The organism is Thermosynechococcus sp. JY1331, from assembly GCF_031583475.1.
Lineage (GTDB): Bacteria > Cyanobacteriota > Cyanobacteriia > Thermosynechococcales > Thermosynechococcaceae > Thermosynechococcus.
Genome location: NZ_CP134180.1, coordinates 2,109,827 through 2,133,951 on the forward strand (window position 1 = coordinate 2,109,827; position 24,125 = coordinate 2,133,951).

The following is a 24,125-nucleotide window of genomic DNA, read 5'->3' on the forward strand; positions in this document are numbered from 1 at the left end:
TTATCAGTGCGAGTCGTCATCTTCATCGCGATAAATCTTTTATCTACATTCTTCCTTGCCAAATACTGTTTAGAATCTGTGCTGCTATGATGAACTCCGCTTCCAAAACCCCATCCCCTACACCCACTGTTAGCACCGATATGGTGCGCACCTACCTACAGGAAATTGGACGCGTGCCGCTGCTGACCCATGAGCAGGAAATTATTCTGGGTAAACAAGTGCAGCAAATGATGGCACTGCGGGAAAAACGCGAGGCTCTCACCAAGGAACTGGGACGTGAACCAACCTTTGAAGAATGGGCGGCGGCCTCTCATCTCACGCCGGCGGAATTGCGCAATCTCCTTAAGCGCGGCGAACGCGCCAAGCAAAAAATGATTGAAGCCAACCTACGGCTGGTGGTTTCGGTGGCCAAGAAGTATCAAAAACGCAACCTTGAATTGCTGGACTTGGTGCAAGAGGGCACCCTTGGCCTTGAACGCGGTGTGGAAAAGTTTGATCCCACGCGCGGCTATAAGTTCTCTACCTATGCCTACTGGTGGATTCGTCAGGCCATTACGCGGGCGATCGCCCAACAGGGGCGAACCATTCGGCTGCCCATCCATATCACTGAGAAGCTGAACAAGATCAAACGCACCCAACGCGAATTGGCGCAAAAATTGGGACGCAGTGCCACCCCAGCTGAGGTAGCTGCGGCGTTGGAATTGGAACCAGAGCAAATCCGCGAGTACCTAACCTTAGCGCGCCAACCCGTTTCCCTTGATCTGCGCGTTGGGGACAATCAGGACACTGAACTGGGTGAATTGCTGGAGGATGACAGTCTTTCGCCAGAGCAATTTACCACGGTGGAGTCCCTCCGCGATGATGTCAACCTGTGGCTGGCGGAACTTACCCCGCAACAACGGCAAGTCCTCACCCTGCGCTACGGCTTGGGGGATGGCCAAGAACTGTCCCTTGCCAAGGTGGGTGAGCAACTCAACCTCAGCCGTGAACGGGTGCGGCAACTGGAGCGGCAAGCCCTCGATCACCTGCGGCGGCGGCGCCAGCAAATGTATGAATACTTGGCCAGCTAAGGCGTGGATTGAGGCGCTTGATCTGCAACCCCATCCAGAGGGGGGCTATTTCCGTGAGGTCTATCGCTCAGCAGGGAGTATTCCCGCAGCGGTTTTGCCTTCAGGCTTTCAGGGGGGCGATCGCCCCTACTGTACGAGTATTTACTTTTTGCTCCCCTCCACAGCTTGTTCACGACTGCACCGCATTGCCAGTGATGAACTGTGGCACTTTTACACGGGCAGTAGCCTAACGATTCATGTGATTCTACCAACGGGCAAGTATCAGCCCCTGCGCTTGGGGATGAATATCGATCAGGGGGAGCAATGGCAACAGGTGGTACCAGCGGGAGCATGGTTTGGAGCAACGGTGGATGCGCCAGACAGTTTTAGTCTTGTGGGGTGTACGGTGGCGCCGGGATTTGACTTTCGCGATTTTGAATTGGGCGATCGCCAGCAATTGCAGCAGCAGTTTCCTCAGCACCAGAGATTAATTGAACGCTTGACGCCCTAGACATTAAAGAGCGTTTGCAAGCGGCGACGAATCCACTGCAAGGGGGGCAGGCTTTTGATTTCTTGGGAGTTCACGAGGCCGAGTTCTTGAAGCACCTGTTGTCGCGCGGCAAGTTCATGGGCAATCTCTTCCGCCAATTGGGGCTGGGCTTGCAGCAGTCGTTGTACGGCTGAGCGATGCACCACAAATAGAACTGTTTCTTCTAACGCCCGCACTGTGGCCGATCGCGGCATTCCCGTTAGCACTGAAATTTCGCCAAAGAAATCGCCCTCATAGAGGGTGGCTAAGATTTGATCCAACTGCTCAGAGCGCACTTCCACTGATCCCTCAAGGACAATGTAAAAGGCATCCCCCGGATCGCCCTCAGAGCAGATAATTTCCCCCACACCATAAAATTGACGATTGCCCAACTCAATCAGCATTTGCAATTCCGCATTGGAACAGCAGGAAAAGCAACTGATATTGCGCAGTAGATCAGCAAGGGAGGGTTCGGTTTTGACCATTTCAGGCGCTACTGGCTCACTCACCGCTGCGGTTTCGGGCACACTGGCCACAGAACGGTGGTAGTAATGAGCCAAGGAGCGCAGTTCCCCCAAGTCGCGCAACCGCAAATCCAACTGGGGAAAAGGCACTTCAATCTGCCGCTGCCGTAATTCCTGCTCAATGAGAAAATTGAGGGCGCTTTTAATGGGTTCAGAATCTTGGGGGCGGTTAATCCACACCAGTAGTTCAAAGAGGTAGGCATTCTCGCCAAAACCGCGAAACCAAACGCTGGGGGGTGGGGTGAGCAGGACGCGCGGATCCTGACGGGCGGCACTGAGGAGCGCTTCGGTCACCAGAACCGTATCACTGCCATAGGCGACACTCACAGGGATATGGATACGGCTATCGGGACTACCGTAACTCCAGTTAACGACGTTCTTTTCAATAAAGCGGTTGTTGGGGACAATCACGTACTGGCTATCGTTGGTGCGGATAATCGTAGCGCGAATTGAAATTTTCTCCACCGTGCCCAGCAGGCCATCCACTTCAATAAAATCGCCGACTTTAATCGGATGTTCCAACAAAATCGCTAAACCGCTAATAAAGTTACTGGCGAGGGTTTGCAAACCAAAACCAAAACCGATCCCCAAGACCCCCGCTAACACCGTCAGGGAACTGAGGTCAATGCCCGCGGTTTGTAGAACAACAATAAAGCCAATAAAGCTGAGGCTATAGCTAACCACACGGGTGATGGTTTCTTGGCTACCGCGATCCACCCGTAACTGCATGAGAATCCGACTCTTGAGCCACTCGCTCACCCAGCGGGAGGTAAAAATCACTGCGAGGGAGAGAAAGAGAATTAAAAAGAGAAAGTTTAGGGTAATTTGCGTCCGCCCCAACTCCATAAAGGGGGTGTTAAACACCACGGCCACCCGTTTGAGGAGAAACTGAATCGTGCTATCGATGCGCTCATGCCAAGGGGAAAGACTTTGAACCGATTGCAGAATCCAAGATAAAACGAGTGCCCAGAGTAAAATCCGCAGCGTCAGGCGCAATAGACTAGCGCCAAGGGAGAGCCAAGGCTGGGATTGTTGGCTGGCTTTTTGGTCAAGCCGCTGTTGCAGTTGATGAATCCCCAAGTTCAGCAGCAGCCAGTCCGTGAGCATCGCAATGCCAACAATCCCCACAATTTGAGCCGCTTCAATGAACGCGACCCGCAGCCGTTGAGTTCGCGCCAGTTGAGCAATGAGAATACTTGAAGGGGCTGCTGCTAAAAATAAACTGAGGTACTTCATCATGGTCCTAAAGATTGTGCGCGAGCGGCTTTAATGACTGCCACCACGTCGGCATGTTTTCCATCCAACGCCCACACCAAAGCTGTCCAAGAATTCTGATCCTTGGCGTTGAGATCTGCACCTGCTGCAATCAGTTGTTTGACCGTAGCCGTCTCTCCTTTGGCTGCTGCGGCCATTAAGGGGGTCAAACCAAAGGTCGTTTGAGCGTTGACATTGGCACCGGCGGCTAACAGTTTCTCCACAATGGCGGTATGTCCACCGCCGGCAGCAGCCATCAATGGTGTCCAACCCTCGCTGTCCCCTTGGTTAACATCGACGCCGGCGACAATCAGGGCATTGACAATCTCCGTGTGCCCCAGTTCTGCTGCCAGTGCCAGCGCTTCCGTTTTCAACTCGATACCGTTGGCGATCGCCTCCTGGACAGCGGTCAGGTCTCCTTGCTCAATGGCGGTTTCAATTGCTGTCATCCCCTGCGTCATTGCCTGTAGCCTGCCTCTAATAAAGAAAAGATAATCTATCTGAGTTAAAATGAGGTCTGCATTGAGTTTAGGATCGCATGCAATGGATATTATCACGCTCGGTTGGGTGGGTGTTCTCAGTGTCTTTACGCTCTCGATCGCCTTTGTGGTGTGGGGTCGCCACGGCATGTAGCCACCTAGGACTGGGGCAATGACGGTTTCATTGGCGGATCTTCTGGTTCTGGTGGCCTTGCTGCTGCTGATTGTCGTCACTGGTGGCATTGGCTATCTGACTTTTGCGGAGTGGCGCGATCGCCGGCGGCTGCAAGCAGAGCAAAAAGAACAACGACGGGGGCGCAAGCGTTAATGGTTGCTCCTCTACGGCTTTTGGGCGATCGCCTCCTCAGTGCCCTGCAAACCGCACTTCCTTTAGATACCTATCCCCAGCCGCTCCTGCTGCCGGCCAGTCAAGCCAAGTTTGGCGACTATCAATCCAATGTTTGCCTGAGCCTCGCCAAGCAGGTGGGCAAAGCACCCCGTGAGCTAGCCCAAGAGGTGGTGGCACATCTCAATGTTGAGGATCTCTGTCAACCCGTCGAAATTGCTGGTCCGGGCTTTCTCAATTTTCGTCTCAAGCCAGACTTTCTGGCGCGCAGCCTGCAAGCCGCTATTGGGAGCGATCGCTTGGGCATTCCGCCAGCGCGAGAGCCACGCCGGGTGGTGGTTGATTTTTCTAGCCCCAACATTGCCAAGGAAATGCACGTGGGTCACCTGCGCTCCACGATTATTGGTGACTGCATTGCCCGCATTCTGGAGTTTCAAGGCCACAATGTCCTGCGGCTCAACCATGTGGGGGACTGGGGAACGCAGTTTGGCATGCTCATTGCCTACCTTGAGGAGGTTTATCCCGACGCCCTCACAACCGCCAATGCCCTTGACTTAGGTGACTTGGTGACATTCTACAAAAAGGCCAAGCAACGCTTTGACAGCGATCCAAACTTTCAGCAGAAGGCACGGCAGCAGGTGGTGGCACTCCAGCAGGGAGAAGAACAGAGTCGCCGCGCTTGGCAACTGCTGTGTGAGCAATCCCGCCGCGAGTTTCAAAAGATCTACGATCTGCTGGATATTGAACTCACCGAACGAGGGGAGTCCTTCTACAATCCCTTTTTGCCCGCGGTGATTGAGGACTTAGCCGCTCTTGGCCTCGTGGTGGAGGATCAGGGGGCAAAGGTCGTCTTCTTGGAAGGTTTCACCAATAAAGAGGGGCAGCCCCAACCCTTAATTATTCAGAAGTCCGATGGGGGCTACAACTACGCAACCACGGATTTAGCCGCCCTGCGCTACCGCATTGACAAAGACCGAGCAGATTGGATTATCTATGTTACCGATGTTGGGCAGTCCACCCACTTTGCCCAAGTCTTTCAAGTGGCGCAGCGCGCGGGTTGGGTGCCGCCCCATGTCACGTTAACCCATGTCCCCTTTGGCTTAGTGTTGGGGGAAGATGGCAAACGCTTGAAAACCCGTTCTGGGGAAACGATTCGCCTGATGGATTTGTTGACGGAGGCGATCGCCCGCAGTCGAGCGGATTTAGAACAGCGCCTTGCCACTGAAGGCCGTCGTGAATCTCCAGAATTCATTGACACCGTGGCACGGGCGATCGGTATCGGTGCTGTCAAATACGCAGATCTTAGCCAAAACCGCAACAGTAACTACGTCTTTAGCTACGACAAGATGCTCTCCCTACAGGGGAATACTGCTCCCTATTTGCTCTATGCCTATGTGCGTGTCCAAGGACTGACACGGCGCGGCGACATTGATTGGCGCACCCTCTCACCAGATACCCCCCTTTTCCTAGAGGATGAAACAGAGCAAAACTTGGCCAAGCACCTTGTGCAACTGGAGGAAACCCTCGACCTTGTGAGCGCTGAGCTATTGCCCAACCGCCTCTGCCAATACCTCTTTGAACTGAGCCAGCTTTTCAACCAGTTCTACGATCGCTGTCCCATCCTCTCGGCAACTGAGCCAACGAAGCAATCCCGTCTCACCCTTGCCTATCTTACTGCTCAGACCCTGAAGCTAGGACTATCCCTACTGGGGATTCGGGTTTTGGATCGGATTTAGCGCCTTCTCGCTATACTGGGGCGCAGCACCACTGTTGTTTCTGGAATTTTCTAGAGTGAGGGAAGCCTGTTCTCTAACCTTTTGCTGGCGGTGATTTTCCTGCTGATATGGCCGCACATGTATCTCATGCAGTTTTATTTTCGGCTATTTCGCCGTGAGTTACCCAACAGCCTAGAACTGGGCGCTTTGTTCATCATGTTCGTCATGGCAGGGGGGACAGGTCTCGGTCTGCTAGGGGGTATCGCCGTGGGTTTGGGTCTATTGCCGTGGCTTTGGCCTGAGTTGGGTCAACTATGGCAAGGGTTAACGGTGGTCGCGATCTATTTTGTGAATTCGCTGATCTGGTTTGAACTCGGCTATCGCTGGGGTCAGTGGGAAGCAAAGCGTTAAGTCTCTTCACAGTGTTGAGCCTGTTCTATTCATGGGAAAAGAGCTGTAAGATACATTGGTTGTTTGTGCGATCGCGACAGCACAATGATTAAAAATGATATTTGGATTCGAGCCATGGCGGCTCAGGGCATGATTCAGCCTTTTGAACCGACACTGGTGCGGCGGGTGGCTGAGCAGCCCGTGATTAGTTTTGGCCTTTCTTCCTACGGTTACGATATTCGCCTCAGCCCGAAGGAGTTTCGTATCTTTCGCCATGTGCCGGGGACGGTGGTGGATCCCAAAAACTTTAACCCGGCAAATCTGGAATCTGCGCCCCTCCATGAAGATGCCAATGGTGCCTTCTTTATTTTGCCCGCCCATTCCTACGGTCTTGGGGTGGCGCTAGAACGCCTACAGGTTCCTGAAAATGTCACGGTTCTGTGTATTGGTAAAAGCTCCTATGCCCGTGCGGGGATTATTGCTAACCTGACACCGGCAGAGGCGGGCTGGCGAGGCCATCTGACCTTAGAATTCTCAAATTCTTCCAGTGCAGACTGTCGCATCTACGCCAATGAGGGAGTGGTGCAATTGCTTTTTTTTGAGGGTGAACCCTGCGATGTCAGTTATGAAACGCGGCGGGGCAAATACCAAGATCAGCCGGAGGCCGTCACATTGGCACGGGTTTGAGTGAGTTGCTGCAACAGCCGTTGGGGTCCATGGTGTCCCCATTGATAGCCCTGCTGAAGATAGGGGTCTAGGCGGCGGCGAATCTGTTGGTAGCCCCAGAAGATCACTCCCCCCTGGAGGACAACAGTCGTATTGACTCCCCAGAGTTCACTGCCGAAGGTCAAGCCTTGCCAACTGGAAAGATAAATCGCCGCATACCACAGTAAGACAAACTGACTCAGACTCCCAAAGGCCGGTAGGGGAAAGGGCACGGCATAGGCTTGGCACGCTTTGCGGATATAGGCAAGGGTACTGACTATCGCCAGCACGACATCGAAAAATCCCCCCGGCAGTAGGGCACTACCCACCATCTGTGCGGTTAACCAAGACCATGCCGACGTGTTTTGCGTGCCAAGAGCTGCCCCGAGGTTCTGTTCAACTTGGCTGGCTTGGTGGAGAATTCGCAGGGCACGGGCTTGGGGAGCCTCCTGTTGTAACCACTGCTGAAGAAGCTGTCGCAGTTCTGGAATGCCTTGACCTGTTGTGCTGCTCACGGCAATACCTTCGGCCATTGGCGGGTAGAGATCCGCCTTGGTGAGAATGAGCTTGTGGGGAATCCTAAGGGTGTTTAGGCGATCGCGGGCTTGGCATTCGACGGGGGTAAGGCTGTCTTGGGTCACAAAAAGGACAAGATCGGCAGTCTCAACGGCACTCCATGTCATGCTTTCGCGGTTACTACCCGCGACTTCATCCAGCCCAGGGGTATCCGTGAGATCGACGATTTGATCTTGACAGTGCCAGCGAACCGTTCGCGGCCATCGAGTCGTGCCATGAAGGGCGCCCACGGGAAAAATCGCTTCGCCATAGAGGGCATTCAAAAGGGCGGACTTGCCGCGGCTCACTTGACCCAAGACAACAATGTGCCATGCACTCTGGTGGAGGCGATCGCGCAACTCATAGAGGGGCTGCCATTGGGCACTCAATTGCGGATGGTGCACCTGATGCCACGCGAGAAGTTCCTCTAGACATTTAGCCGTTATGTCTAGGATAGGGAGGCTACTCACGGCGAAGGAGCGACCAATTGGAGGCCACCACTAAACCAACCGCAGCAATTAAGACGACAGGAAAGGGAATTACCCACTGCCGTAGGTGCAATACGGCTTCGCTGAGCAGGAACAAAATAATAAAGCTGGCGATCGCAATCCCCATAGGCTAGCGACGGCGGCTGGGTTCTTCTAAAAAGAAGGCCTTTTCCCCACTGGGCAAGGTGGCATCGCGGAATGTCCGTACCCGTGCTAGGCGATCGCGCCCCCCGAGAATCGCATCCACTAACTTTGCCCCCCCGAGAATGGCTCGATCCAAACGGGTGATGAGTAGGCTTGCCCCGCTGAGGTTGGCATTGGTGAGATTGGCCTTCGTTAAATCAGCGTTATTGAGGACAGCCCCGCTGAGGTTGGCGCTGCTGAGGTTAGCACCACGCAAGTTAGCCGCATTGAGGTTGGCTCCTCGCAGATCCGCTCCCTGAAGATTCCGACCCCGTAAGCGGGCATAGCTGAGATCACAGTTGGGGCAGTTGCCCGTGCGCCGCAGTTGTTCTAAATGGGCTGGATTGGCGGCCCAAGCAGGGGTACTGACTAGGAGCAGGAAAAGGGCAGGCGCAACCTTGGCAATCATCGCACTCTCTCAACGGTGTCTATACTGGACATCCTAACCTACGCCGGTTGTACCAGATTTTCAAGGCCATCCACCACCTTAGCCGAGAGAATTTTATCCCCTTGGCGCAGTTGCCGCAGGGTTTCTTCTCCCTCCACGACATAGCCAAAGACGGCATAGCGACCATCCAAAAGGTTCAGTCCTGCGGGGGTCAACTCCGGTTCAAAGAGCAAAAAGAAAAACTGCGAGGAACCACCATTGGGATCATCACTGGGTCGGGCTAAGGCAACGGTGCCATAGGCAGCAAACGGCAGCACAGGATGTTCGAGGTAACGACCCGCATCCTCAAGGGTGATGCCATAGAGGGGATACTTGTCGCCCTCCACCAGAATTTCAAGGGGAATGGCACGGTATTGGTTCGTTTCTGGATCAATAAAGCCCACCTCTGGCCCTGGGGGATCCCCTGCTTGCAGCACATAGGATTCCTCAGCACGGGTAAAGGGGAGGCCGTCGTAGAAGTGGCGCTGTACTAAATCCACAAAGTTGCCGGCGGTCAGGGGGGCACTGTAACCATCGACAACAATCGTCAGGTTCCCCTTAGTGGTTTCCATTGCCACGGTGGCACGGCCCAGCAATCGCGGCAGGTGTTCGTAGTCCTTGGGAGGCGTATAGCTCACGTTTTGTACCATCATGGCCTCCAAGTCCCCCACTTTGTCGAGGGCAGCGGCTTTAGCGGGCAAGAGTTGGCTGCGATCTTTGGCTTTGGCGGCTTCCTGAAGTGTATCGAGGGAGGTCTCTAACTCCGCCAAGAGGGTTTTGGCCGCCTCCTGTTTCTCGGCAGGGATACTTTTGAGCAGTTCATCGGCGCGATCGCGAACAATGGCTTTCGCCTTGCTGATGTTACTGGCAATTTTTGACCACTGTTTGCCCCGCACCCAAAAAGAGATTTGTTCTAGATCCTTTTGCAGTTCTCGTACCGTTGGATTGTCAATCGGTAAGGCCCAACGGAGCAGCGCTTTGGGATCAGTAATGGCATTCCCTTGGGGCAGGGCAGCAATTAATGGATGGTCAACAGGCAGCGCGATCGCCAGTGGCGGCAGCAGGAAGGTTCCCAACCAGAGGAGTAGTATCACCAAAACAGCAAGCCAGCGTTTGCGTCGTTTCACCGTTTCTTCCCATGACCGTCTCCCCCCAGTGTATCGGACAGGGCGATCGCCCTCCAAGGGGGAGTTTTTCATTTTTATTTCATTTTCTTGAAGCTTCTGTGTTAGGCTGAGAATTATGAAAGGATTATGAAAATGGAAAATGCAATGCGGCAACTGAGTTGGTTATTGGTGGGAGTACTCGTAGTGGGGGGATGTGCCGCTCTTGCGCCTGAGCAGCGGGAAACAACTGGTCAAATGCAAACCGACCGGGATGAACGCCCCTTGGTGCTGACCACGTTTACAGTCCTTGCGGATATGGCACAAGCGGTGGCGGGCGATCGCCTGCGGGTGGAGTCACTCATTAAAGCGGGAGCGGAAGTCCACGGCTATGAATTCACTCCTAGTGACCTTGTGCGGGGACAGGAAGCTGCCCTCATTTTAGAAAATGGCCTTGGCCTCGAACGCTGGGGCGATCGCTTCTACAACAGCCTACCGAATGTGCCCCGCGTCACGCTCACAGAGGGGATTACCCCCATTCCCATTCAAGAGGGGGCCTACCGCGGAGCGCCCAATCCCCATGCTTGGATGTCACCCCAAAATGCCCTGATTTATGTTGAGAACATTCGCAAAGCGCTCACAGACCTCGATCCTGCTGGCGCGGAGATCTATGCCGCCAACGCCGCAGCCTATAAAGCCCAAATTCGCGCCCTTGATCAAGAGCTACGTCAAGCCCTAGCAGCCCTCCCCGCCAACAAACGCTACATCGTCACCTGTGAAGGTGCCTTCTCCTACCTAGCGCGGGACTATGACCTTGAGGAAGTGTATCTCTGGCCTGTGAATGCCGATGAGGAAGGGACGCCGCGACAAATGACACGGGTGATTGACATTGTGCGACGGCAACAGATTCCCGCTGTCTTTTGCGAAAGTACGGTTAATGCCGGTCCGCAACAACAGGTGGCGCGGGAGTCTGGCGCCACATTTGGCGGCATTTTCTATGTGGATTCCCTATCGTCCCCTGAGGGCAATGCCCCCACCTATCTTGAGCTCCTGCGCTACAACATCCACACCCTGATTCGCGGTCTCACCGGGAGGACAGCCTCATGATTTCTAGCCCTGCCATTGATTTACAAGATGTGACGGTGGCCTATCATCGCCATCTTGCCCTCCATGGGGCAACGCTGCAACTGCCCGCCGGTACGATCTGTGGGGTGGTGGGCATGAATGGGGCGGGTAAATCCACCCTTTTCAAGGCCATCATGGGGTTTGTCAAGCCGATCCGAGGTCAGGTGCGCATTCATGGCTTACCCCGACAGCAGGTACAACGGCAGTCCTTGGTGGCCTATGTCCCCCAGAGTGAAGATGTGGACTGGCAGTTTCCGCTGCGGGTTTGGGATGTTGTGATGATGGGGCGCTATGGCAAAATGAACTGGCTGCGCCAACCAACCGCGCGCGATCGCCAGCGGGTACGGGAAAGTCTAGAACAGGTGGAATTGTGGCCCTTGCGGCACCGCCAAATTGGCGAACTCTCCGGCGGACAAAAGAAGCGAATGTTCCTTGCCCGCGCCTTTGCCCAAGAAGCACAGGTGTTGCTCTTGGATGAACCCTTTGCGGGTGTGGATGTAAAAACGGAGAAACTGATTATTGATCTCCTCATGGCGGAGCGGGAGGAGGGGCACACGATTCTCATCTCCACCCACGATCTCTCCTCGATTACCACCTTTTGTGATCAGGTGGTGCTGGTGAACCGCAGCATCCTAGCCTATGGCCGCACCAGTGAGGTCTTTACCCCTGAAAATCTCGCGCGAGCCTTCGAGGGATCCCTGCGGATCCCCCGCCGCTGTGATTAGCCCCGACGAATCGGCGTACCACAGGGATAGGTGGCTACAGGTGCTGCAGGGGGCAGGTCTTTCACCTTGTGCTGAAGTTGCGCTTGCAGGTAGAGCTGCTGCAGGCGTTCGACCATTTCGCCGCGGCGATCGTAGAGGCGTTTGAGGGGACGGGGTTGACAACGATTGAGGCAGTAGGCGGTAAGGATGGGAAGAGCGATCGTGCTATCGGTGTAGCAGACTACGGTATCCCGCAACCCTTGGGGATCCACCTTGCCCCAACTGACGGCTTCACTGGGCACAGCGCCCGAGAGGCCACCCGTATCCGGCCGCGCATCGGTAATCTGAATAAAGTAATCGTGCCCCCGTTCCTCTAATCCCAAAACCTCGTGGATCTGTGGCTGGGTTTGCAGCAGGAAGTTTTTCGGACTCCCGCCACCAATAATGAGAGCGGCGCTCTTACCATTTCCCTCAGCGGCTTCGCGGGCAAAGTAAGCAATCGCAGCGGTTTCATTGACATCAATGGCGGGGTCAATGATCAGTTTCGACCCTTCGAGGGCGATCGCCGCCACATTCATACCAATGGAGCTATCACCGGGGGAGGAGGTGTAAATGGGCACCCCACACTCATAGGCCGTGGCCAAGAGACAGGAATGGGTTTGTCCCCGCTGCACTTCCAGTTCGCGGACATAGCGCCCTAGGTGATAGTGAAACTCGGCGGTGCCCATGCGGCGTTGGAAGGTTTCACTGCGCAGCACTTGCCGCAAAAACGCATCGGTTTCAAGGAGCACATCGTAGTCAAAGATAATGTCATAGATGCGGATTTTGCTTTCCTTGCGCAGTTGCACATCATCGACAAAAGGATGCGCCGCATAGAGATCCATGCCGAGGGCATAGTGAATATCGTGGTAGAGGTTTGCTCCAGTACTGATGATGTAATCAATAAACCCAGCGCGCACCAAAGGCGCCAGAGCCGAGATTCCCAAACCCGCAGGCGTCATCGCCCCTGAGAGGCTCAGACCAACCGTCACTTCTGGCCGAAACACCCGTTGGCTCAACAATTGGCAAATTTCCCGTAGCCGTGCTGAGTTATAGGCGGTGAAGTATTTATCAATGAGTTCTGTCAGGCTGATATTATCGGGAATGGGAGCAGGGGTAATGGGGGTAGCAAATGCAGACATCGGTCGTTCCTCGCAAGCTAATTCCACAGCAGGCGCAGCCGCTCAGGCGGGAACTACCCCAACCATAGCATTGCTTAACCCGCTGAGGGGTGTTTCATGATTTTGAATAGCTAAAAACTTAAAGTGCCGTAACAGGGCGGAACGTGCTCAACACTTCTGATCGACCCAGTTCACAACGGTGTGAACCTCCAGTTGCAGGCCGATCAGCTCATACTCGGTCCTTCGCAATTATCCACAACCGAGAGTGCAGGGATGGCTGCTCGCCGTTGGCGCAACCCCATTTCGAGATACCAAGTGGTGATGTTGGGATAGCCCATCAACGTCAATTGTTTCACTGTTGACAAGTCCCATGCCCTTACATTACGAGATCACTATAACACTTCATTACCTAATTTGCCGTGCGCCGTGCCTATTATGTTTTTGGTACTTGTTTCACCGTCTTCCTCATTCTCTACCTCTTGCGAGGAACCGGTTGGCTGACGATGCTGCCGGGAGGAATTTTCTTAATCCTTGCGATTGCCAGTTGGTTGACGGGACTTTGGTCGCTGCTCACCTTCTTGAAGCAGCGCTATTGACGCTTTGATAGCCTCGCTCTATAAGGCCACCGCTAGTTGCGGGGATTCTAGGGGCAGCGGTTGCAGGGGGACGGTCGTTGGTGTACTTGGCAATAGGGCGGTACGAAACTGGGGTGAGTTTCCATGCCAAAACTCGGCCATAAAAGCAGTGGCGTTGTTGGTGACGACATTGACCACAGGATGCAAGCCCAAAAACATGCCGCCAAAGGTAACGGCTAAATTGGGTAGAGAAATCAAGGCGACATTTTGATAGGTGCGCTCTAGGGCATCGCGGGCAATGGCCATGCCACGGCCAAGGGCAGACCAGTCGCCATCCAAGAGAACGACCACTTTGGCATTGGGGGCAAAGGTAGGGGGCTGCCAGCGAATCGGTAGCCATGTGGCTTCAGGACAGGAGCAGGTGTCACCAAAGCTAATCCAACCCACCCGCCGCCGCTTACCCACGAGGTAGGCCTGTAGATCGGTGAGGCGATCGCTCGTCAGATCTGTGGTGCCCTCAAGGGGCGAGCCTTGATCTTGCAGCAGATAGATATGAAGGCCAAGGTGTCGCAATTGCTGAATCAGGATTTGTGCCCGTTGGGGCTGGGGAAGACCTGCGCGCGCATCAATCACCAAGCTCTCTAGTTGTGCCAGTTGCTCTAAAGTACCAGCGGTGGGTAAATAGATCCCCTGTTGCACAGCAAATACCTGCGCCGAGAGCATTACCGTCCGCAGCGACAGTTGCACACCACTGCCAAAGTCAAATTGTAACGGGGCGATCGCTGGCCCATAGGCTCCCGTAGCCAACCAGAGGGCACCACTGAGGGCAAGGGTTGGCAGCACCGCATGGCGCGCAAATTCCCCCTGTTGGTGGGCAAGGGCACTGTCATAAACCGGTTCAGTGTGTAGCAGATCTGTAATGAGACCAAGGCGCGTTTGCCAACCGGTGCGCATCACCCGCAGCTGGACTTGTCCTGTCAGGATTTGACAGCCGGCATAGAGAGCATCGCCGGGACGACACACCCACACCTGTCGCGAGAATTCAAAATGGGCAGGCTCCACTTCTGCCAATCCAGCAACAACACTGCCATCTACGGGCACAACATCCCCCGGCTGCAGCCACAGGAGATCTCCCACTTGTAACTCCTGACTTTCAATCGTCAGGGAGTGTCCTTGGCGTTCCACCGTCAGGTGTTCGTAGTGAGCCATCAAGACACTGGGATATCGATGCAACTGTTGTCGTCGCTGGCGATCGCGCACATCTGCCCGTACCCCGACCAACGTGGTCTTCAATGCAGGCGCTAAGAACTGGCCATTGACGGTATGCAGTGCCATCCAGAGGCTATCGAGCAAATCCACATTCGGGGGATGCCCCTGACGCATCTGATGCCCCACCCGCTGAAACCACGGCCAAGCACTGGCCAAGACCGTTGCCCCAACCACCGCGAAGGGCAATTCCAAGGGCACACTGAGGAGCGAGACCCCCAAGGCCACCAAGGGCAGACCCAAGCGTTCCCAATCGGTTTCAAGGCGAGCATCGGCCTCGACTTGTGCTTCGTAATCTTCAAGGGCGATCGCATCCGCAGGAGCCGCACTCTCCGGCAAGGGCTGCGGCATGGCCACCATGGCTTGCTGAAAACAGTGATTCAAACTTTCATAGACCGCCGCTTCATGGAGCAAATGGGGTTGATACTCCACCACCACCGTTGCCGCTTGGGGATTGAGCCGTACCCGCTCGACAATGGCCAAAGACTCCAACAACTGCACCAATAACTCTCCGTAGGCCGAATCTCGCTGCACACGCGGCACCCGAAATCGCACCCGTCCTGTTGTGGCATGGACAATTTGCTGCTCCATCAACGCTCCCCTGAAGTTCAATCAAGACAGGTGACGCACCGTTTCTCGTGTGGCGTAATCCATAAAGCCATAGGCTAATGTTTCCAAAATCATTTCCCACCCTTCAGGTCTCGACAAATCAATACCTCTAACATCTACGATATAGATTGGATTTCCCTCTCGATCAAAAGCAATTGTATTTTCTTTTTCTGCGAAAATTATTTTCGGTGTTAGGCATCCTGTTACTTTTAATTTGTAGCCCGCTTTTTCACATATTTCCTCAAGTGTATAAATCATTTCATAGGAGTAACACCTTTTCTCATATTTTGGCGGTGGTATAAAAACGCGATATAGTTTTCTCATACTTCTAAATCGAGCAAAATTTGACTATTTTTCTGTGTTGACTTACGTAATGCACTTGCTTGTTGAGAATTGTTTTTGCACATTTCTAGATACTTTGAATTATCACTAATTGCCAATTTAATGAGTTTTATTTTTTCTTGATCTAAGTAGTTTTTCAAAATATCAATTCTTGGACTTTTCATCATGTTTAAGATGCGAATAATATCTCGCTTATCTTTATCGCCTTTTGATGAATGAAACCTGTCAGAATAAGCATCTAACTTAAGAATTAATAAATGCTCTAAACACGCACAGGGCAAATTATCAATAACTATTTTTTCTGCATTGACCTCACAAAAGGGTATAGCGAGATGATTATTTCTTTCAACATAGACATCAAATTCCCATCCATTCTTAATGAGCTGATACTTATTTAAGCGCCGATTTGGTGTGATCTCTTCCAAATCTCGTAAATCTGCAAAATCAATAAGGGAGATGTAGAAGTCTCCATCATGACTGCTTTCAGCAAGATGCAATAGACCTTGGGATTTGCTATGCAGATAAACTGCGATTCCGCCAATAAAAATCGCACCGTCAGGGAACAGTTCAGCTAATTCTTGGCTGGTTTTAAGCAGTTCTTCCATCAGAAGCTCGCCAAAGGTTGTGGTCGTAATCGTACGCTGAGTAAGTCTACCTGTACGATAGCAAACTTGAGTCAAGCCACAAAGTTTTCCAAATAGCCTGTCAATCAGGAGACCATATCAGAAGGCTGTAGATCACTTCCTAGGTTAGAGGGGAGCACCTGAGATCAAAAACGAGCCATTGTCGCTTGACAAATCAAAGTCATAACGATTACACTTTAGGAAGTAAGGTTATGTAGAGGACTCCACCATGCTACCCAACCGTGAAGGGCAACGTGTTCCCGAAGTCACCTTTCGCACCCGTGAAGGCGATCAATGGGTCAATGTGACTACCAATGATTTGTTCAATGGCAAAACCGTTGTTGTGTTTGCTTTGCCGGGCGCTTTCACCCCTACCTGTTCTTCAACCCATCTCCCCGGCTACAACGAATTAGCACCCCTATTTCGTAACTGTGGCGTGGATGATATCCTCTGCATTTCCGTGAATGATGCCTTTGTCATGAATGAGTGGGGCAAAACCCAGCAAGCCGAGAATGTGCGCCTCATTCCCGATGGTAATGGTGAGTTTACCGCGGGCATGGGAATGCTTGTCGATAAGGAAGACCTTGGCTTTGGCAAGCGCTCTTGGCGTTATTCAATGCTGGTGAAGGATGGCGTCATCGAGAAAATGTTCATTGAACCCGAAGAACCCGGCGACCCCTTTAAGGTCTCGGATGCGGAAACGATGCTCTGCTATCTCAACCCCGGCTACAAGCGGCAATGTGTTTCCCTATTTACGAAGCGGGGCTGTCCCTACTGCGCCAACGCCAAAACCATGCTTGCGCAAAAGGGTATTCACTACGATGAGATTGTCATCGGTGAGGCGGCTAGCCTGCGATCGCTCCAAGCAGTGACAGGGGCAACAACGGTTCCTCAAGTCTTTATTGACGGCCAATACATTGGCGGTTCGGAGGCACTGGCAGAGTACCTAGCGACCAATTGTTAAGGATCTTCGCTAAAGCAGCGGCAGGCAAGGATTTCACCCAAAAATGGAGAATGAACTGCCTGCATCCCCGCCATCTATGACAAAGCCACGCTTTTGGACACGCTTTTTCCTGTGCCTATTGTTCACTTTTTTACTGGTGGTGGGGCAGGCACAGTGGCCTTTAATGGCGCAAGATGCCCAAGTACCCCCAGCGGCGGCTGAGATTCAGGAATACCCAGTGATCCTCGATGGCGAAGTTTTGTTTGAGGTGCGTGAAGGCATTGGCTCCTTTACCCCCGAGGAACGGGCGGCAGCGATTCAACGCCGTATCCTGCAAGTGGCAGAGGATGAAGATATTCCCGTTGAGAGCATTACCATCAAAAGAGTGGGCGATCGCGACAATGTCAGCGTGGTTCAAGACAACCGCCCGCTCGTCACCATTACAAAAGCCGATGTGGGCGATCGCCTAGAAACGCAAGAAGAAATAGCGATTGAACTCGCCCAGCGCATTCGTGAGGCCATTACCCGTTATCGCCAAGATCGCGTTCCCCAAAACCTGCTCAAAAATACTGTTTTTGCAGTTTTAACAACGATTCTCACCCTGATCCTCTGTTCAGTGATTATTCGCATCTCCGGTAAGATTTTCCCGCCGGTAAGCCGCTGGGGTGGCGAGCGGATTCCCCCTTTACGCCTGCAAAATTTTGAGATTATTTCTCAGGAAACGGTTGAGCTTTGGCTATTGCGGATATTGCAGTTTACGCGGTTGGCGCTGCTGCTATTTATCCTCTATCTGTACCTGACGTTTGTTTTCAGTCTCTTTCCTTGGACACGCGCCTTTGGCAAGAATTTTCTCAATCACTTCTTGGGTTCCCTTGAATTTATTCTCACGAGTATTGGCAACTATCTGCCTAATCTGGTGGCGATCGCCGTCATTGTGGCTATCACCTACTACATCTTGAAAGGGGTGCGGGCGATTTTTTATGCCCTTGAAACCGAGCGTTTGGTCATTCCGGGCTTCTACACCGATTGGGCAAAACCCACCTACAACCTGCTGCAAATTTTAATTATTGCTTTGGCGGCAGTCGTTGTCTTTCCCTACTTACCCGGCTTTGACTCCCCAGCCTTCCGAGGTATTTCTGTGTTTTTGGGGATTCTCTTTTCCTTGGGTTCCACCTCGGCGATCGCCAACGTGGTGGGTGGCGTCATTCTCATCTATACTCGCTCCTTTCAGGTGGGCGACCTCATTCAAATCGGCGATGTTAAGGGGATTGTGGTACAAAAAACGCTCCTTGTCACCCGTATTTGTGCCTTCAATAATCAAGTGATTACAGTTCCCAACTCGTCACTGCTCAACAGCACAGTCATCAATTACGCTGTAGCCATTCGGGAAATGGGTCAGCCCTTGATTTTGCAAACCACGATTACCCTTGGCTATGATGTCCCTTGGCGCGACGTTTATGCAGCCATGATTGAGGCGGGTCGCCGCACTACAAACATCCTCAATGATCCTGCCCCCTTTGTGTTGCAAATTGCCCTCAATGACTACCACATCGCCTATGAGCTGAATGTTTACACCCGTAACTGGAAGGGGCTACGCTATACCATTTCTGAATTGCATCAAAACCTCCAAGACGCCTGCAACGAAGCGGGTATCGAAATCATGTCACCAAGCTACTTGGCACTGCGGGATGGCAACACCAGCACGATTCCCAGCAACTACTTAGGGGATGACTATCTCCCCCCCGGCTTCCGCATTACGCTACCGAAATAGCCCAAGTCATTGAATCCGTTAACAAACTCTAAATATGAAGGTTAAGGGTATGAATTTTTTCAGTTTTAGTCTCAATCTTTTAGTGATTAGTGCAGGTGTAGTATTAGTTTTAGTTGCTGGGAGTATTTTATTAGATATCATAAAAAACAACTTGCCTTCTGAAAGAAATCTATTTCTGATTTTAGCAATTCGCGAATCAGATTGTAAATTTATTGAGAATATTAGTAAATCTCTAGATAAGCAAAGTTGCAACCTTCTCCTTCGGAAAGTGAAATATATCTATAGCTGTTCTAACCAAGATTGCGATATAATTTGGACAAATAAAAAAATAATAAATCAAAAAGACTGTAGAGAAACAGATTTCTTTTTAGTCAAAATCAAGCTAGATCCTAGTGTTTCCTCGATTGATTTCAGAAATAAAGCAAAAAGCTTGATTGATTTAGAAGAAGCACTTTCTCAGTTAGTTGGTAATGCAACGGTAGAAGAGATTTCAAAAGCAGTTGATCCTGAAATCATTGATCGGTACTTTACTAAGGTAGGGTAACATCATACAATTTCCGCTCACAGTCACTTTTGACGTTACTCCAGACATTCTGAATGGGCTTTTTAGTGGTGAGTTGCTACGCACAGGAGGAGTGATCTGTGAGGCTGCAATGGGTCAAATTGTCAAACACTTGAGTCACAACTATTACTGAAGCAAGGTTCCCTAGCAGTGGTTCAAGAAGCGCACGCTCTTCTTCAGGAGCAGATACCTCAGTGTCGAGAAATCGTTCAGCAGTGGTGCTTAGCGCTGCTTCCTACAGAGCGACCTCAACTCTATAGTGCCTATGCCTACCAAGCACCACAGTTCCAAAAGGAAATTCCAGCCGAGAGGGTGCAGCGACTCCTGCGCCTTTCCCTCCAAGATAATGCACTTACACCCCAACAGCGCTACAACCGTGAACGGGATGTGAGAGTTGAGTTTGCGATGACCTATTTTGGACAACTGCCACCGTCATGGTTCCAGACTCAGATTGCCTATGCAGAATTCCTCGACTGGCTACTTGCTAGACTAGGCCTAGGTAATGTTTGGAGCAGCGGATCATGAGTCTTCTGGGCAATATCATTTGGCTAATCTTTGGTGGCTTCCTGACGGGTATTGGCTATATGATTGGTGGTCTGACCCTCTGCCTCACGATCATTGGCATTCCTTTTGGGATTAAAGCCATAGAACTCGGCTGGAGTGCTCTGTTTCCTTTTGGCAAGCAAGTTGTTGAAGCGCCCGATGCCAACAGCACCCTAACGATGATCTTTAATATCCTGTGGCTTTTGGTCGTGGGCTGGGGTATTGCCCTCAATCACCTCTTTTGGGGATTGCTCTTGGCGGTGACGATTATTGGCCTGCCCTTTGCGCAGCAGCACTTCAAGCTGATGATTTTAGGATTGCTACCCTTTGGCCGCACGTTGAGGTGATGCTCAATCATTGGGGGCTAAGGCGCCCCCTCAATTCCTTCCTCTGAAGTCCTACTTGAGGATGCCAAAGTAGTAGGCGGCAACCAAGAAGTTAATGGCCAACAGCAGCACAGCCCAGAAGGTACGGAAAGCGTAGGTGGGTTTTGCAGATTTTGTTGCCATAGTTGACATCCTCTGGATAGGAAACGGCAGTCCTATTATACGCCGATAGTCTCCTGTATGCCGAGGGCGACGTGATATACTGCAAATCAAACCTAGCCGCGAGCTAGACTGCCTAGGGTATCAAAAAATAATCTAAAGCCCAAGATTGGTCTAAAGGTTGCTAGAGTATATTTTTAAGGCTACAGATTCGTTATAAGGGTTCTGTTTATGTCCAGTGCATTGTCCGTTACAGATGCCACCTTTGAAGAAGAAGTATTAAATAGTGATATTCCTGTACTGGTGGACTTTTGGGCGCCTTGGTGTGGACCCTGTCGCATGGTGGCTCCCGTTGTTGACGAAATTGCCAATGAGTATCAGGGCAGGGTCAAGGTTGTCAAGGTGAATACTGATGAAAACTCTAAGGTGGCCACCGACTACGGTATTCGCAGTATCCCAACACTGATGATTTTCAAGGGCGGTCAAAAGGTGGATATTTTGGTGGGTGCAGTACCCAAAACCAAAATTGAAGCAACCCTTGCCCAGTTCCTCTAAGCTGGATACGCCCCTACTGCTATGGTTCCTGTTGAGCCAGCGATTGTCATCCATGTCAATGGCACTCCTTGCACCCTGAGGCGATCGCTCTCGATTCCAGAACTCTGTGACCTGCTCAACATTCACCCCCGCCTTGTTGCCATTGAATACAATGGTGAGATTTTACATCGGCAGTTTTGGGAAACCACCTATGTGCAGGCGGGCGATCGCTTGGAAATTGTCACGATTGTCGGTGGCGGCTGATGCGCAGGTGGCGATGGCCTCTAATTGCGCTACTGGTTTGTCTATGCACCCTCAGCCTCGGAAGCTGTGCTGGCCTAATTACGCCGCGTGGCAACCAATTGGTGACCGCCGTCACCTCAGACCCAAAAACCTTTAACTATGCCCTGAGCCAAGAATCCCCCAATGTCTTTAGCTACCTTTATACAGGGTTAATTCAAGAAAATGGCCTCACGGGTGAGCTAGAGCCAGCCCTCGCTGAATCTTGGCAAATTAAGCCTGAAACCCTCGAGATTGTCTTTCAACTCAAGCCGAATCTGAAATGGTCGGATGGGATGCCCCTCACCAGTGAGGATGTGGTCTTCACCTACAATGAGATCTATTTCAATCCTGAGATTCCCACCAGTAGCCGCGATATTCTCCGTATTGGCCAGAAGGGGCTGCTGCCCGAAGTGACCGCCCAAGGCGATCGCCAAGTGACGTTTAAGCTCCCTGAACCCTTTGCGCCGTTTTTACGCAATACTGGCTTGCCGATTTTACCCGCCCATCTGCTGCGGCAAGCGGTACGAGAACGGGATAGCCAAGGGCGGTTGAAGTTTTTGTCCATGTGGGGAACTGATACGGATCCACGGCAAATTGTGGGGAATGGCCCTTTTGTCATGGATCGCTATGTGAATAGCCAGCGGTTGATTTTTCGGCGCAATCCCTTCTACTGGCGATCGCCCCTGCCCCATCTGGAACGCTTTATTTGGCAAATTGTGGAATCCACTGACACCGCCATGCTGCAATTTCGCTCGGGCGGTCTGGATTTATTTGCCGTTACCCCTGAGATGTTTTCCCTCCTCAAGCGGGAAGAAAAGCGCGGCCAGTTTCGCATCTACAACAGTGGGCCGAGTCCCAATACCCTTTTCCTTTCCTTTAATCTCAATCGCGGTCGCCGCAATGGCAAGCCCCTTGTGGATCCCGTGAAGTCCGAGTGGTTTAACGATGTGCGGTTCCGGCAGGCAGTGGCCTATGCCCTCGATCGCCAGCGGATGATTAACAACATCTACCAAGGCCTAGGGGCGCCCCAACACTCAACGATTCCCGTACAAAGCCCCTTTTACTTCTCCCCAGAGCAGGGACTGCCCACCTACCGTTACGATGTGGCCAAAGCCAAGGCATTACTGCAAAAGGCAGGCTTCCGCTACGACAATCAAGGTCGCCTCTTTGACGCTCAAGGGAACCGCGTCCGCTTTTCACTGATTACCAATGCGGGCAACAAAATCCGTGAGGCGATAGCGACACAAATTCAGCAGGACTTGGGGGCGATCGGCATGCAGGTGGATCTGCAATTTTTGGCCTTTAGTACACTAGTGGATCGCCTGTCCAATTCCCTAGAGTGGGAAGCCCATATCCTCGGTTTTACGGGGGGTGGCAATGAACCCAACAGTGGCGCCAATATCTGGCGCGTGGATGGCCTTTTGCATACGTTCAATCAGCAACCGGCACCCAACCAACCGCCGATCACGGGTCGAGTGGTAGCCGACTGGGAGCAGCGCATTAGTGATCTCTATGTGCAGGGAGCACAGGAACTCAATCTAGAACGCCGCAAGCAAATCTACGCCGAAGCCCAGCGGCTGGCTCAGGAATATCTCCCCTTTATCTACTTGGTGAATCCCCTCTCCCTCACGGCTTTTCGCAATCATGTGGTGGGCGCGAATCCCACGGCGCTGGGGGGTGCCCTGTGGAATCTCGATGAACTGAAAGTGGAAATGGCAGCCATGGATTAGGCCTCTTTGGGTTTGGTCTCCGGTGGCACTTCGGTTCGGTTGTCTGCGGCTAACTGTACCTTCGCCTGTTGCCATAGGGCTTCCAGTTCTTCTAGGGTGTAAGTTTCAAGGGGGCGATCGATGGCCGCCTCAATACACTCCAAGCGTTGGATAAAGCGTTGGTAGGTTTGTTGCAGGGCATTCACAGGATCTAGTTGGCACCAGCGGGCAAGGTTAATCACACTAAAGAGCAGGTCTCCCAATTCCGCAGCCTGTTGCTCGGCATTCCCTTGTAGAAGCGCCTCCTGAAACTCCGCCAGCTCCTCGTAAAATTTCTCCCATGCACCGCTAATGGTTGGCCAATCTAGGCCAGCGCGACTGGCTCGCTCACCAATTTTCATACCCGCCATCAGGGGGGGCAGGGTACGGGCATAGCGTTGCAGCTTTTGACTCAGGGGGAGGCGGTCTTCAGTCCCTTTTTCAGCCGCTTTGATTTGCTCCCATTGATCGCGCACCTCTTGCGCAGTGGTGAGTGCCACTTCACCAAAGACATGGGGATGGCGGCGGATCAGCTTATCGGTAATCCCTTGAATAACTTGGGCGAGGGTAAATTGATCGGCTTCTTGAGCCAGTTGACTCTGGAGCACGACTTGCAGCAACAGGTCTCCCAATTCTTCGGCGATCGCCCCGGTGTCTCCCTCTTGAAGGGCATGGACGACTTCATAGGCCTCCTCAAGAACGTAGGGAATGAGGGTGGTGGGTGTTTGCTGCAAATCCCAAGGGCAGCCTCGCTCAGGATGGCGCAGTTCTCGAACCACGTCAATCAAGCGTTGAAATTGAATCAGTGCCTCTGGTAAGGGGGGTGGCACATACAGTTGTAGCGGGCAGGTGGCCTCTGTTAGTTCTGCCAATTCGCCAAGGGTGAGGAGTGTGCTCTGGTGTTGGGCGTCAATGAGTGTCAAGGGTGTCTCTAAAGGCCAGTGGTGGCGGAGGTGGTGTGCTAAGCGGTGGGCGATCGCCAGCGTCGGAATCTCCGTAATCAGACCCCCTTCAGGCAATTCTGTTGCTTCTGCCAAGACAGTTGCCGCCGACAAAACAGTTAAGGACATGGCCATAGGCGCAATCACTGGACGCTGCATCACGAT

31 protein-coding genes are annotated in these 24,125 nt (G+C 52.5%); 18 read left to right on the top strand and 13 right to left on the bottom strand.

Going from position 1 to position 24,125, the window contains the following annotated elements:
* The first annotated feature begins 86 nt into the window (after positions 1–86).
* A complete protein-coding gene (locus tag RHJ31_RS10445) occupies positions 87–1,070 on the top strand; it encodes an RNA polymerase sigma factor, RpoD/SigA family (RefSeq protein WP_315862953.1) in 984 nt (327 codons plus the stop codon).
* A complete protein-coding gene (locus RHJ31_RS10450) occupies positions 1,051–1,560 on the top strand; it encodes a cupin domain-containing protein (RefSeq protein WP_302676539.1) in 510 nt (169 codons plus the stop codon). Before RHJ31_RS10445 ends, RHJ31_RS10450 begins: the two co-directional genes overlap by 20 nt.
* Here the strand turns inward: RHJ31_RS10450 and RHJ31_RS10455 are convergent.
* Both RHJ31_RS10455 and RHJ31_RS10460 read right to left on the bottom strand, forming a co-directional pair.
* Complete coding sequence (locus tag RHJ31_RS10455) at positions 1,557–3,341, bottom strand: mechanosensitive ion channel domain-containing protein (RefSeq protein WP_302676540.1); 1,785 nt, start codon at positions 3,339–3,341, stop codon at positions 1,557–1,559. The genes RHJ31_RS10450 and RHJ31_RS10455 overlap by 4 nt on opposite strands.
* A complete protein-coding gene (locus RHJ31_RS10460) occupies positions 3,338–3,805 on the bottom strand; it encodes an ankyrin repeat domain-containing protein (RefSeq protein ID WP_302676541.1) in 468 nt (155 codons plus the stop codon). The genes RHJ31_RS10455 and RHJ31_RS10460 overlap by 4 nt, the downstream gene beginning before the upstream one ends.
* A 94-nt stretch (positions 3,806–3,899) precedes the next feature.
* On the opposite strand from RHJ31_RS10460, the gene petN reads away from it, so the two are divergent.
* The 5 genes from petN (at position 3,900) to dcd (ending at position 6,973) form a co-directional block, all read left to right on the top strand.
* Positions 3,900–3,989 carry a cytochrome b6-f complex subunit PetN gene (gene petN / locus RHJ31_RS10465; protein WP_011056671.1) on the top strand — a complete coding sequence of 30 codons (90 nt, stop codon included), beginning with the start codon at positions 3,900–3,902 and terminating at the stop codon, positions 3,987–3,989.
* A gap of 18 nt (positions 3,990–4,007) precedes the next feature.
* Entirely contained in the window at positions 4,008–4,163 is a 156-nt protein-coding gene (locus tag RHJ31_RS10470) for a hypothetical protein (RefSeq protein ID WP_149817663.1), read from the top strand.
* Entirely contained in the window at positions 4,163–5,917 is a 1,755-nt protein-coding gene (gene argS / locus RHJ31_RS10475; RefSeq protein ID WP_302676542.1) for an arginine--tRNA ligase, read from the top strand. Before RHJ31_RS10470 ends, argS begins: the two co-directional genes overlap by 1 nt.
* 126 nt (positions 5,918–6,043) lie before the next feature.
* Complete coding sequence (locus RHJ31_RS10480; RefSeq protein WP_302676543.1) at positions 6,044–6,307, top strand: hypothetical protein; 264 nt, start codon at positions 6,044–6,046, stop codon at positions 6,305–6,307.
* Between the two features lie 84 nt (positions 6,308–6,391).
* Entirely contained in the window at positions 6,392–6,973 is a 582-nt protein-coding gene (gene dcd / locus RHJ31_RS10485; RefSeq protein WP_181496856.1) for a dCTP deaminase, read from the top strand.
* Here dcd and RHJ31_RS10490 read toward each other — a convergent pair.
* The 4 genes from RHJ31_RS10490 to RHJ31_RS10505 are packed head-to-tail and all read right to left on the bottom strand — an operon-like array spanning position 6,940 to position 9,843.
* Positions 6,940–8,016: an Era-like GTP-binding protein gene (locus RHJ31_RS10490; protein ID WP_302676544.1), complete on the bottom strand. Its 1,077-nt coding sequence runs from the start codon at positions 8,014–8,016 to the stop codon at positions 6,940–6,942. The genes dcd and RHJ31_RS10490 overlap by 34 nt on opposite strands.
* Positions 8,009–8,161 carry a hypothetical protein gene (locus RHJ31_RS10495; protein WP_190278162.1) on the bottom strand — a complete coding sequence of 51 codons (153 nt, stop codon included), beginning with the start codon at positions 8,159–8,161 and terminating at the stop codon, positions 8,009–8,011. The genes RHJ31_RS10490 and RHJ31_RS10495 overlap by 8 nt, the downstream gene beginning before the upstream one ends.
* A 3-nt stretch (positions 8,162–8,164) precedes the next feature.
* Positions 8,165–8,626, bottom strand: coding sequence for a pentapeptide repeat-containing protein (locus tag RHJ31_RS10500; protein ID WP_206201404.1), 462 nt, complete (start codon positions 8,624–8,626; stop codon positions 8,165–8,167).
* Positions 8,627–8,664: 38 nt separating this feature from the next.
* Complete coding sequence (locus tag RHJ31_RS10505; protein WP_302676545.1) at positions 8,665–9,843, bottom strand: peptidylprolyl isomerase; 1,179 nt, start codon at positions 9,841–9,843, stop codon at positions 8,665–8,667.
* Between the two features lie 60 nt (positions 9,844–9,903).
* Here RHJ31_RS10505 and RHJ31_RS10510 point away from each other — a divergent pair, with 60 nt between their 5' ends.
* The gene (locus RHJ31_RS10510; protein WP_302676546.1) at positions 9,904–10,854 is read left to right on the top strand and encodes a metal ABC transporter substrate-binding protein; all 951 of its coding nucleotides are present in this window, start codon (positions 9,904–9,906) and stop codon (positions 10,852–10,854) included.
* Positions 10,851–11,597, top strand: coding sequence for a metal ABC transporter ATP-binding protein (locus RHJ31_RS10515; RefSeq protein ID WP_302676547.1), 747 nt, complete (start codon positions 10,851–10,853; stop codon positions 11,595–11,597). The genes RHJ31_RS10510 and RHJ31_RS10515 overlap by 4 nt, the downstream gene beginning before the upstream one ends.
* Here RHJ31_RS10515 and speY read toward each other — a convergent pair.
* Together speY and RHJ31_RS10525 are read right to left on the bottom strand one after the other, a co-directional pair.
* Positions 11,594–12,757: a homospermidine biosynthesis protein gene (gene speY / locus RHJ31_RS10520; protein WP_286649814.1), complete on the bottom strand. Its 1,164-nt coding sequence runs from the start codon at positions 12,755–12,757 to the stop codon at positions 11,594–11,596. The two genes, RHJ31_RS10515 and speY, sit on opposite strands and share 4 nt — an antisense overlap.
* Positions 12,758–12,960: 203 nt before the next feature.
* Positions 12,961–13,092, bottom strand: coding sequence for a hypothetical protein (locus RHJ31_RS10525; RefSeq protein WP_255451698.1), 132 nt, complete (start codon positions 13,090–13,092; stop codon positions 12,961–12,963).
* Between the two features lie 63 nt (positions 13,093–13,155).
* Here RHJ31_RS10525 and RHJ31_RS10530 point away from each other — a divergent pair, with 63 nt between their 5' ends.
* On the top strand, positions 13,156–13,332 hold the full coding sequence (locus RHJ31_RS10530) for a hypothetical protein (RefSeq protein WP_302676548.1): 177 nt from the start codon (positions 13,156–13,158) through the stop codon (positions 13,330–13,332).
* A gap of 18 nt (positions 13,333–13,350) precedes the next feature.
* Here RHJ31_RS10530 and RHJ31_RS10535 read toward each other — a convergent pair whose 3' ends face one another.
* From RHJ31_RS10535 to RHJ31_RS10545, 3 genes are all read right to left on the bottom strand, one after another.
* The gene (locus RHJ31_RS10535; protein WP_302676549.1) at positions 13,351–15,168 is read right to left on the bottom strand and encodes an HMA2 domain-containing protein; all 1,818 of its coding nucleotides are present in this window, start codon (positions 15,166–15,168) and stop codon (positions 13,351–13,353) included.
* 21 nt (positions 15,169–15,189) lie between these two features.
* Positions 15,190–15,444 (bottom strand): hypothetical protein, encoded by a 255-nt coding sequence (locus RHJ31_RS10540; RefSeq protein ID WP_206201399.1) that lies wholly within the window; start codon positions 15,442–15,444, stop codon positions 15,190–15,192.
* A gap of 62 nt (positions 15,445–15,506) precedes the next feature.
* Positions 15,507–16,208 (bottom strand): hypothetical protein, encoded by a 702-nt coding sequence (locus RHJ31_RS10545; RefSeq protein ID WP_302676550.1) that lies wholly within the window; start codon positions 16,206–16,208, stop codon positions 15,507–15,509.
* 172 nt (positions 16,209–16,380) lie between these two features.
* Between RHJ31_RS10545 and RHJ31_RS10550 the strand changes: the two genes are divergently transcribed.
* The 5 genes from RHJ31_RS10550 (at position 16,381) to RHJ31_RS10570 (ending at position 20,317) form a co-directional block, all read left to right on the top strand.
* Entirely contained in the window at positions 16,381–17,115 is a 735-nt protein-coding gene (locus RHJ31_RS10550; protein WP_206201397.1) for a glutathione peroxidase, read from the top strand.
* Positions 17,116–17,191: 76 nt separating this feature from the next.
* Positions 17,192–18,865, top strand: coding sequence for a mechanosensitive ion channel family protein (locus RHJ31_RS10555; RefSeq protein ID WP_302676551.1), 1,674 nt, complete (start codon positions 17,192–17,194; stop codon positions 18,863–18,865).
* 49 nt (positions 18,866–18,914) lie between these two features.
* Positions 18,915–19,409: a hypothetical protein gene (locus RHJ31_RS10560; protein WP_302676552.1), complete on the top strand. Its 495-nt coding sequence runs from the start codon at positions 18,915–18,917 to the stop codon at positions 19,407–19,409.
* Between the two features lie 168 nt (positions 19,410–19,577).
* Positions 19,578–19,952, top strand: coding sequence for a hypothetical protein (locus tag RHJ31_RS10565; RefSeq protein ID WP_302676553.1), 375 nt, complete (start codon positions 19,578–19,580; stop codon positions 19,950–19,952).
* Complete coding sequence (locus tag RHJ31_RS10570; protein WP_302676554.1) at positions 19,949–20,317, top strand: YccF domain-containing protein; 369 nt, start codon at positions 19,949–19,951, stop codon at positions 20,315–20,317. Before RHJ31_RS10565 ends, RHJ31_RS10570 begins: the two co-directional genes overlap by 4 nt.
* Before the next feature lie 51 nt (positions 20,318–20,368).
* Here RHJ31_RS10570 and psaX read toward each other — a convergent pair whose 3' ends face one another.
* A complete protein-coding gene (gene psaX / locus RHJ31_RS10575; protein WP_081711791.1) occupies positions 20,369–20,479 on the bottom strand; it encodes a photosystem I protein PsaX in 111 nt (36 codons plus the stop codon).
* 207 nt (positions 20,480–20,686) lie between these two features.
* Here psaX and trxA point away from each other — a divergent pair, with 207 nt between their 5' ends.
* From trxA to RHJ31_RS10590, 3 genes are read left to right on the top strand one after another with little or no spacing between them, the layout of a single operon-like run.
* Positions 20,687–21,010 (top strand): thioredoxin, encoded by a 324-nt coding sequence (trxA, locus tag RHJ31_RS10580; RefSeq protein ID WP_149817697.1) that lies wholly within the window; start codon positions 20,687–20,689, stop codon positions 21,008–21,010.
* Between the two features lie 21 nt (positions 21,011–21,031).
* Positions 21,032–21,253, top strand: a complete 222-nt coding sequence (gene thiS / locus RHJ31_RS10585; protein ID WP_206201394.1) for a sulfur carrier protein ThiS — start codon at positions 21,032–21,034, stop codon at positions 21,251–21,253.
* Positions 21,253–23,001 carry an ABC transporter substrate-binding protein gene (locus RHJ31_RS10590; RefSeq protein ID WP_302676555.1) on the top strand — a complete coding sequence of 583 codons (1,749 nt, stop codon included), beginning with the start codon at positions 21,253–21,255 and terminating at the stop codon, positions 22,999–23,001. Before thiS ends, RHJ31_RS10590 begins: the two co-directional genes overlap by 1 nt.
* Here the strand turns inward: RHJ31_RS10590 and mazG are convergent.
* The gene (gene mazG / locus RHJ31_RS10595; RefSeq protein ID WP_310445804.1) at positions 22,998–24,119 is read right to left on the bottom strand and encodes a nucleoside triphosphate pyrophosphohydrolase; all 1,122 of its coding nucleotides are present in this window, start codon (positions 24,117–24,119) and stop codon (positions 22,998–23,000) included. The two genes, RHJ31_RS10590 and mazG, sit on opposite strands and share 4 nt — an antisense overlap.
* Positions 24,120–24,125 lie beyond the last annotated feature (6 nt).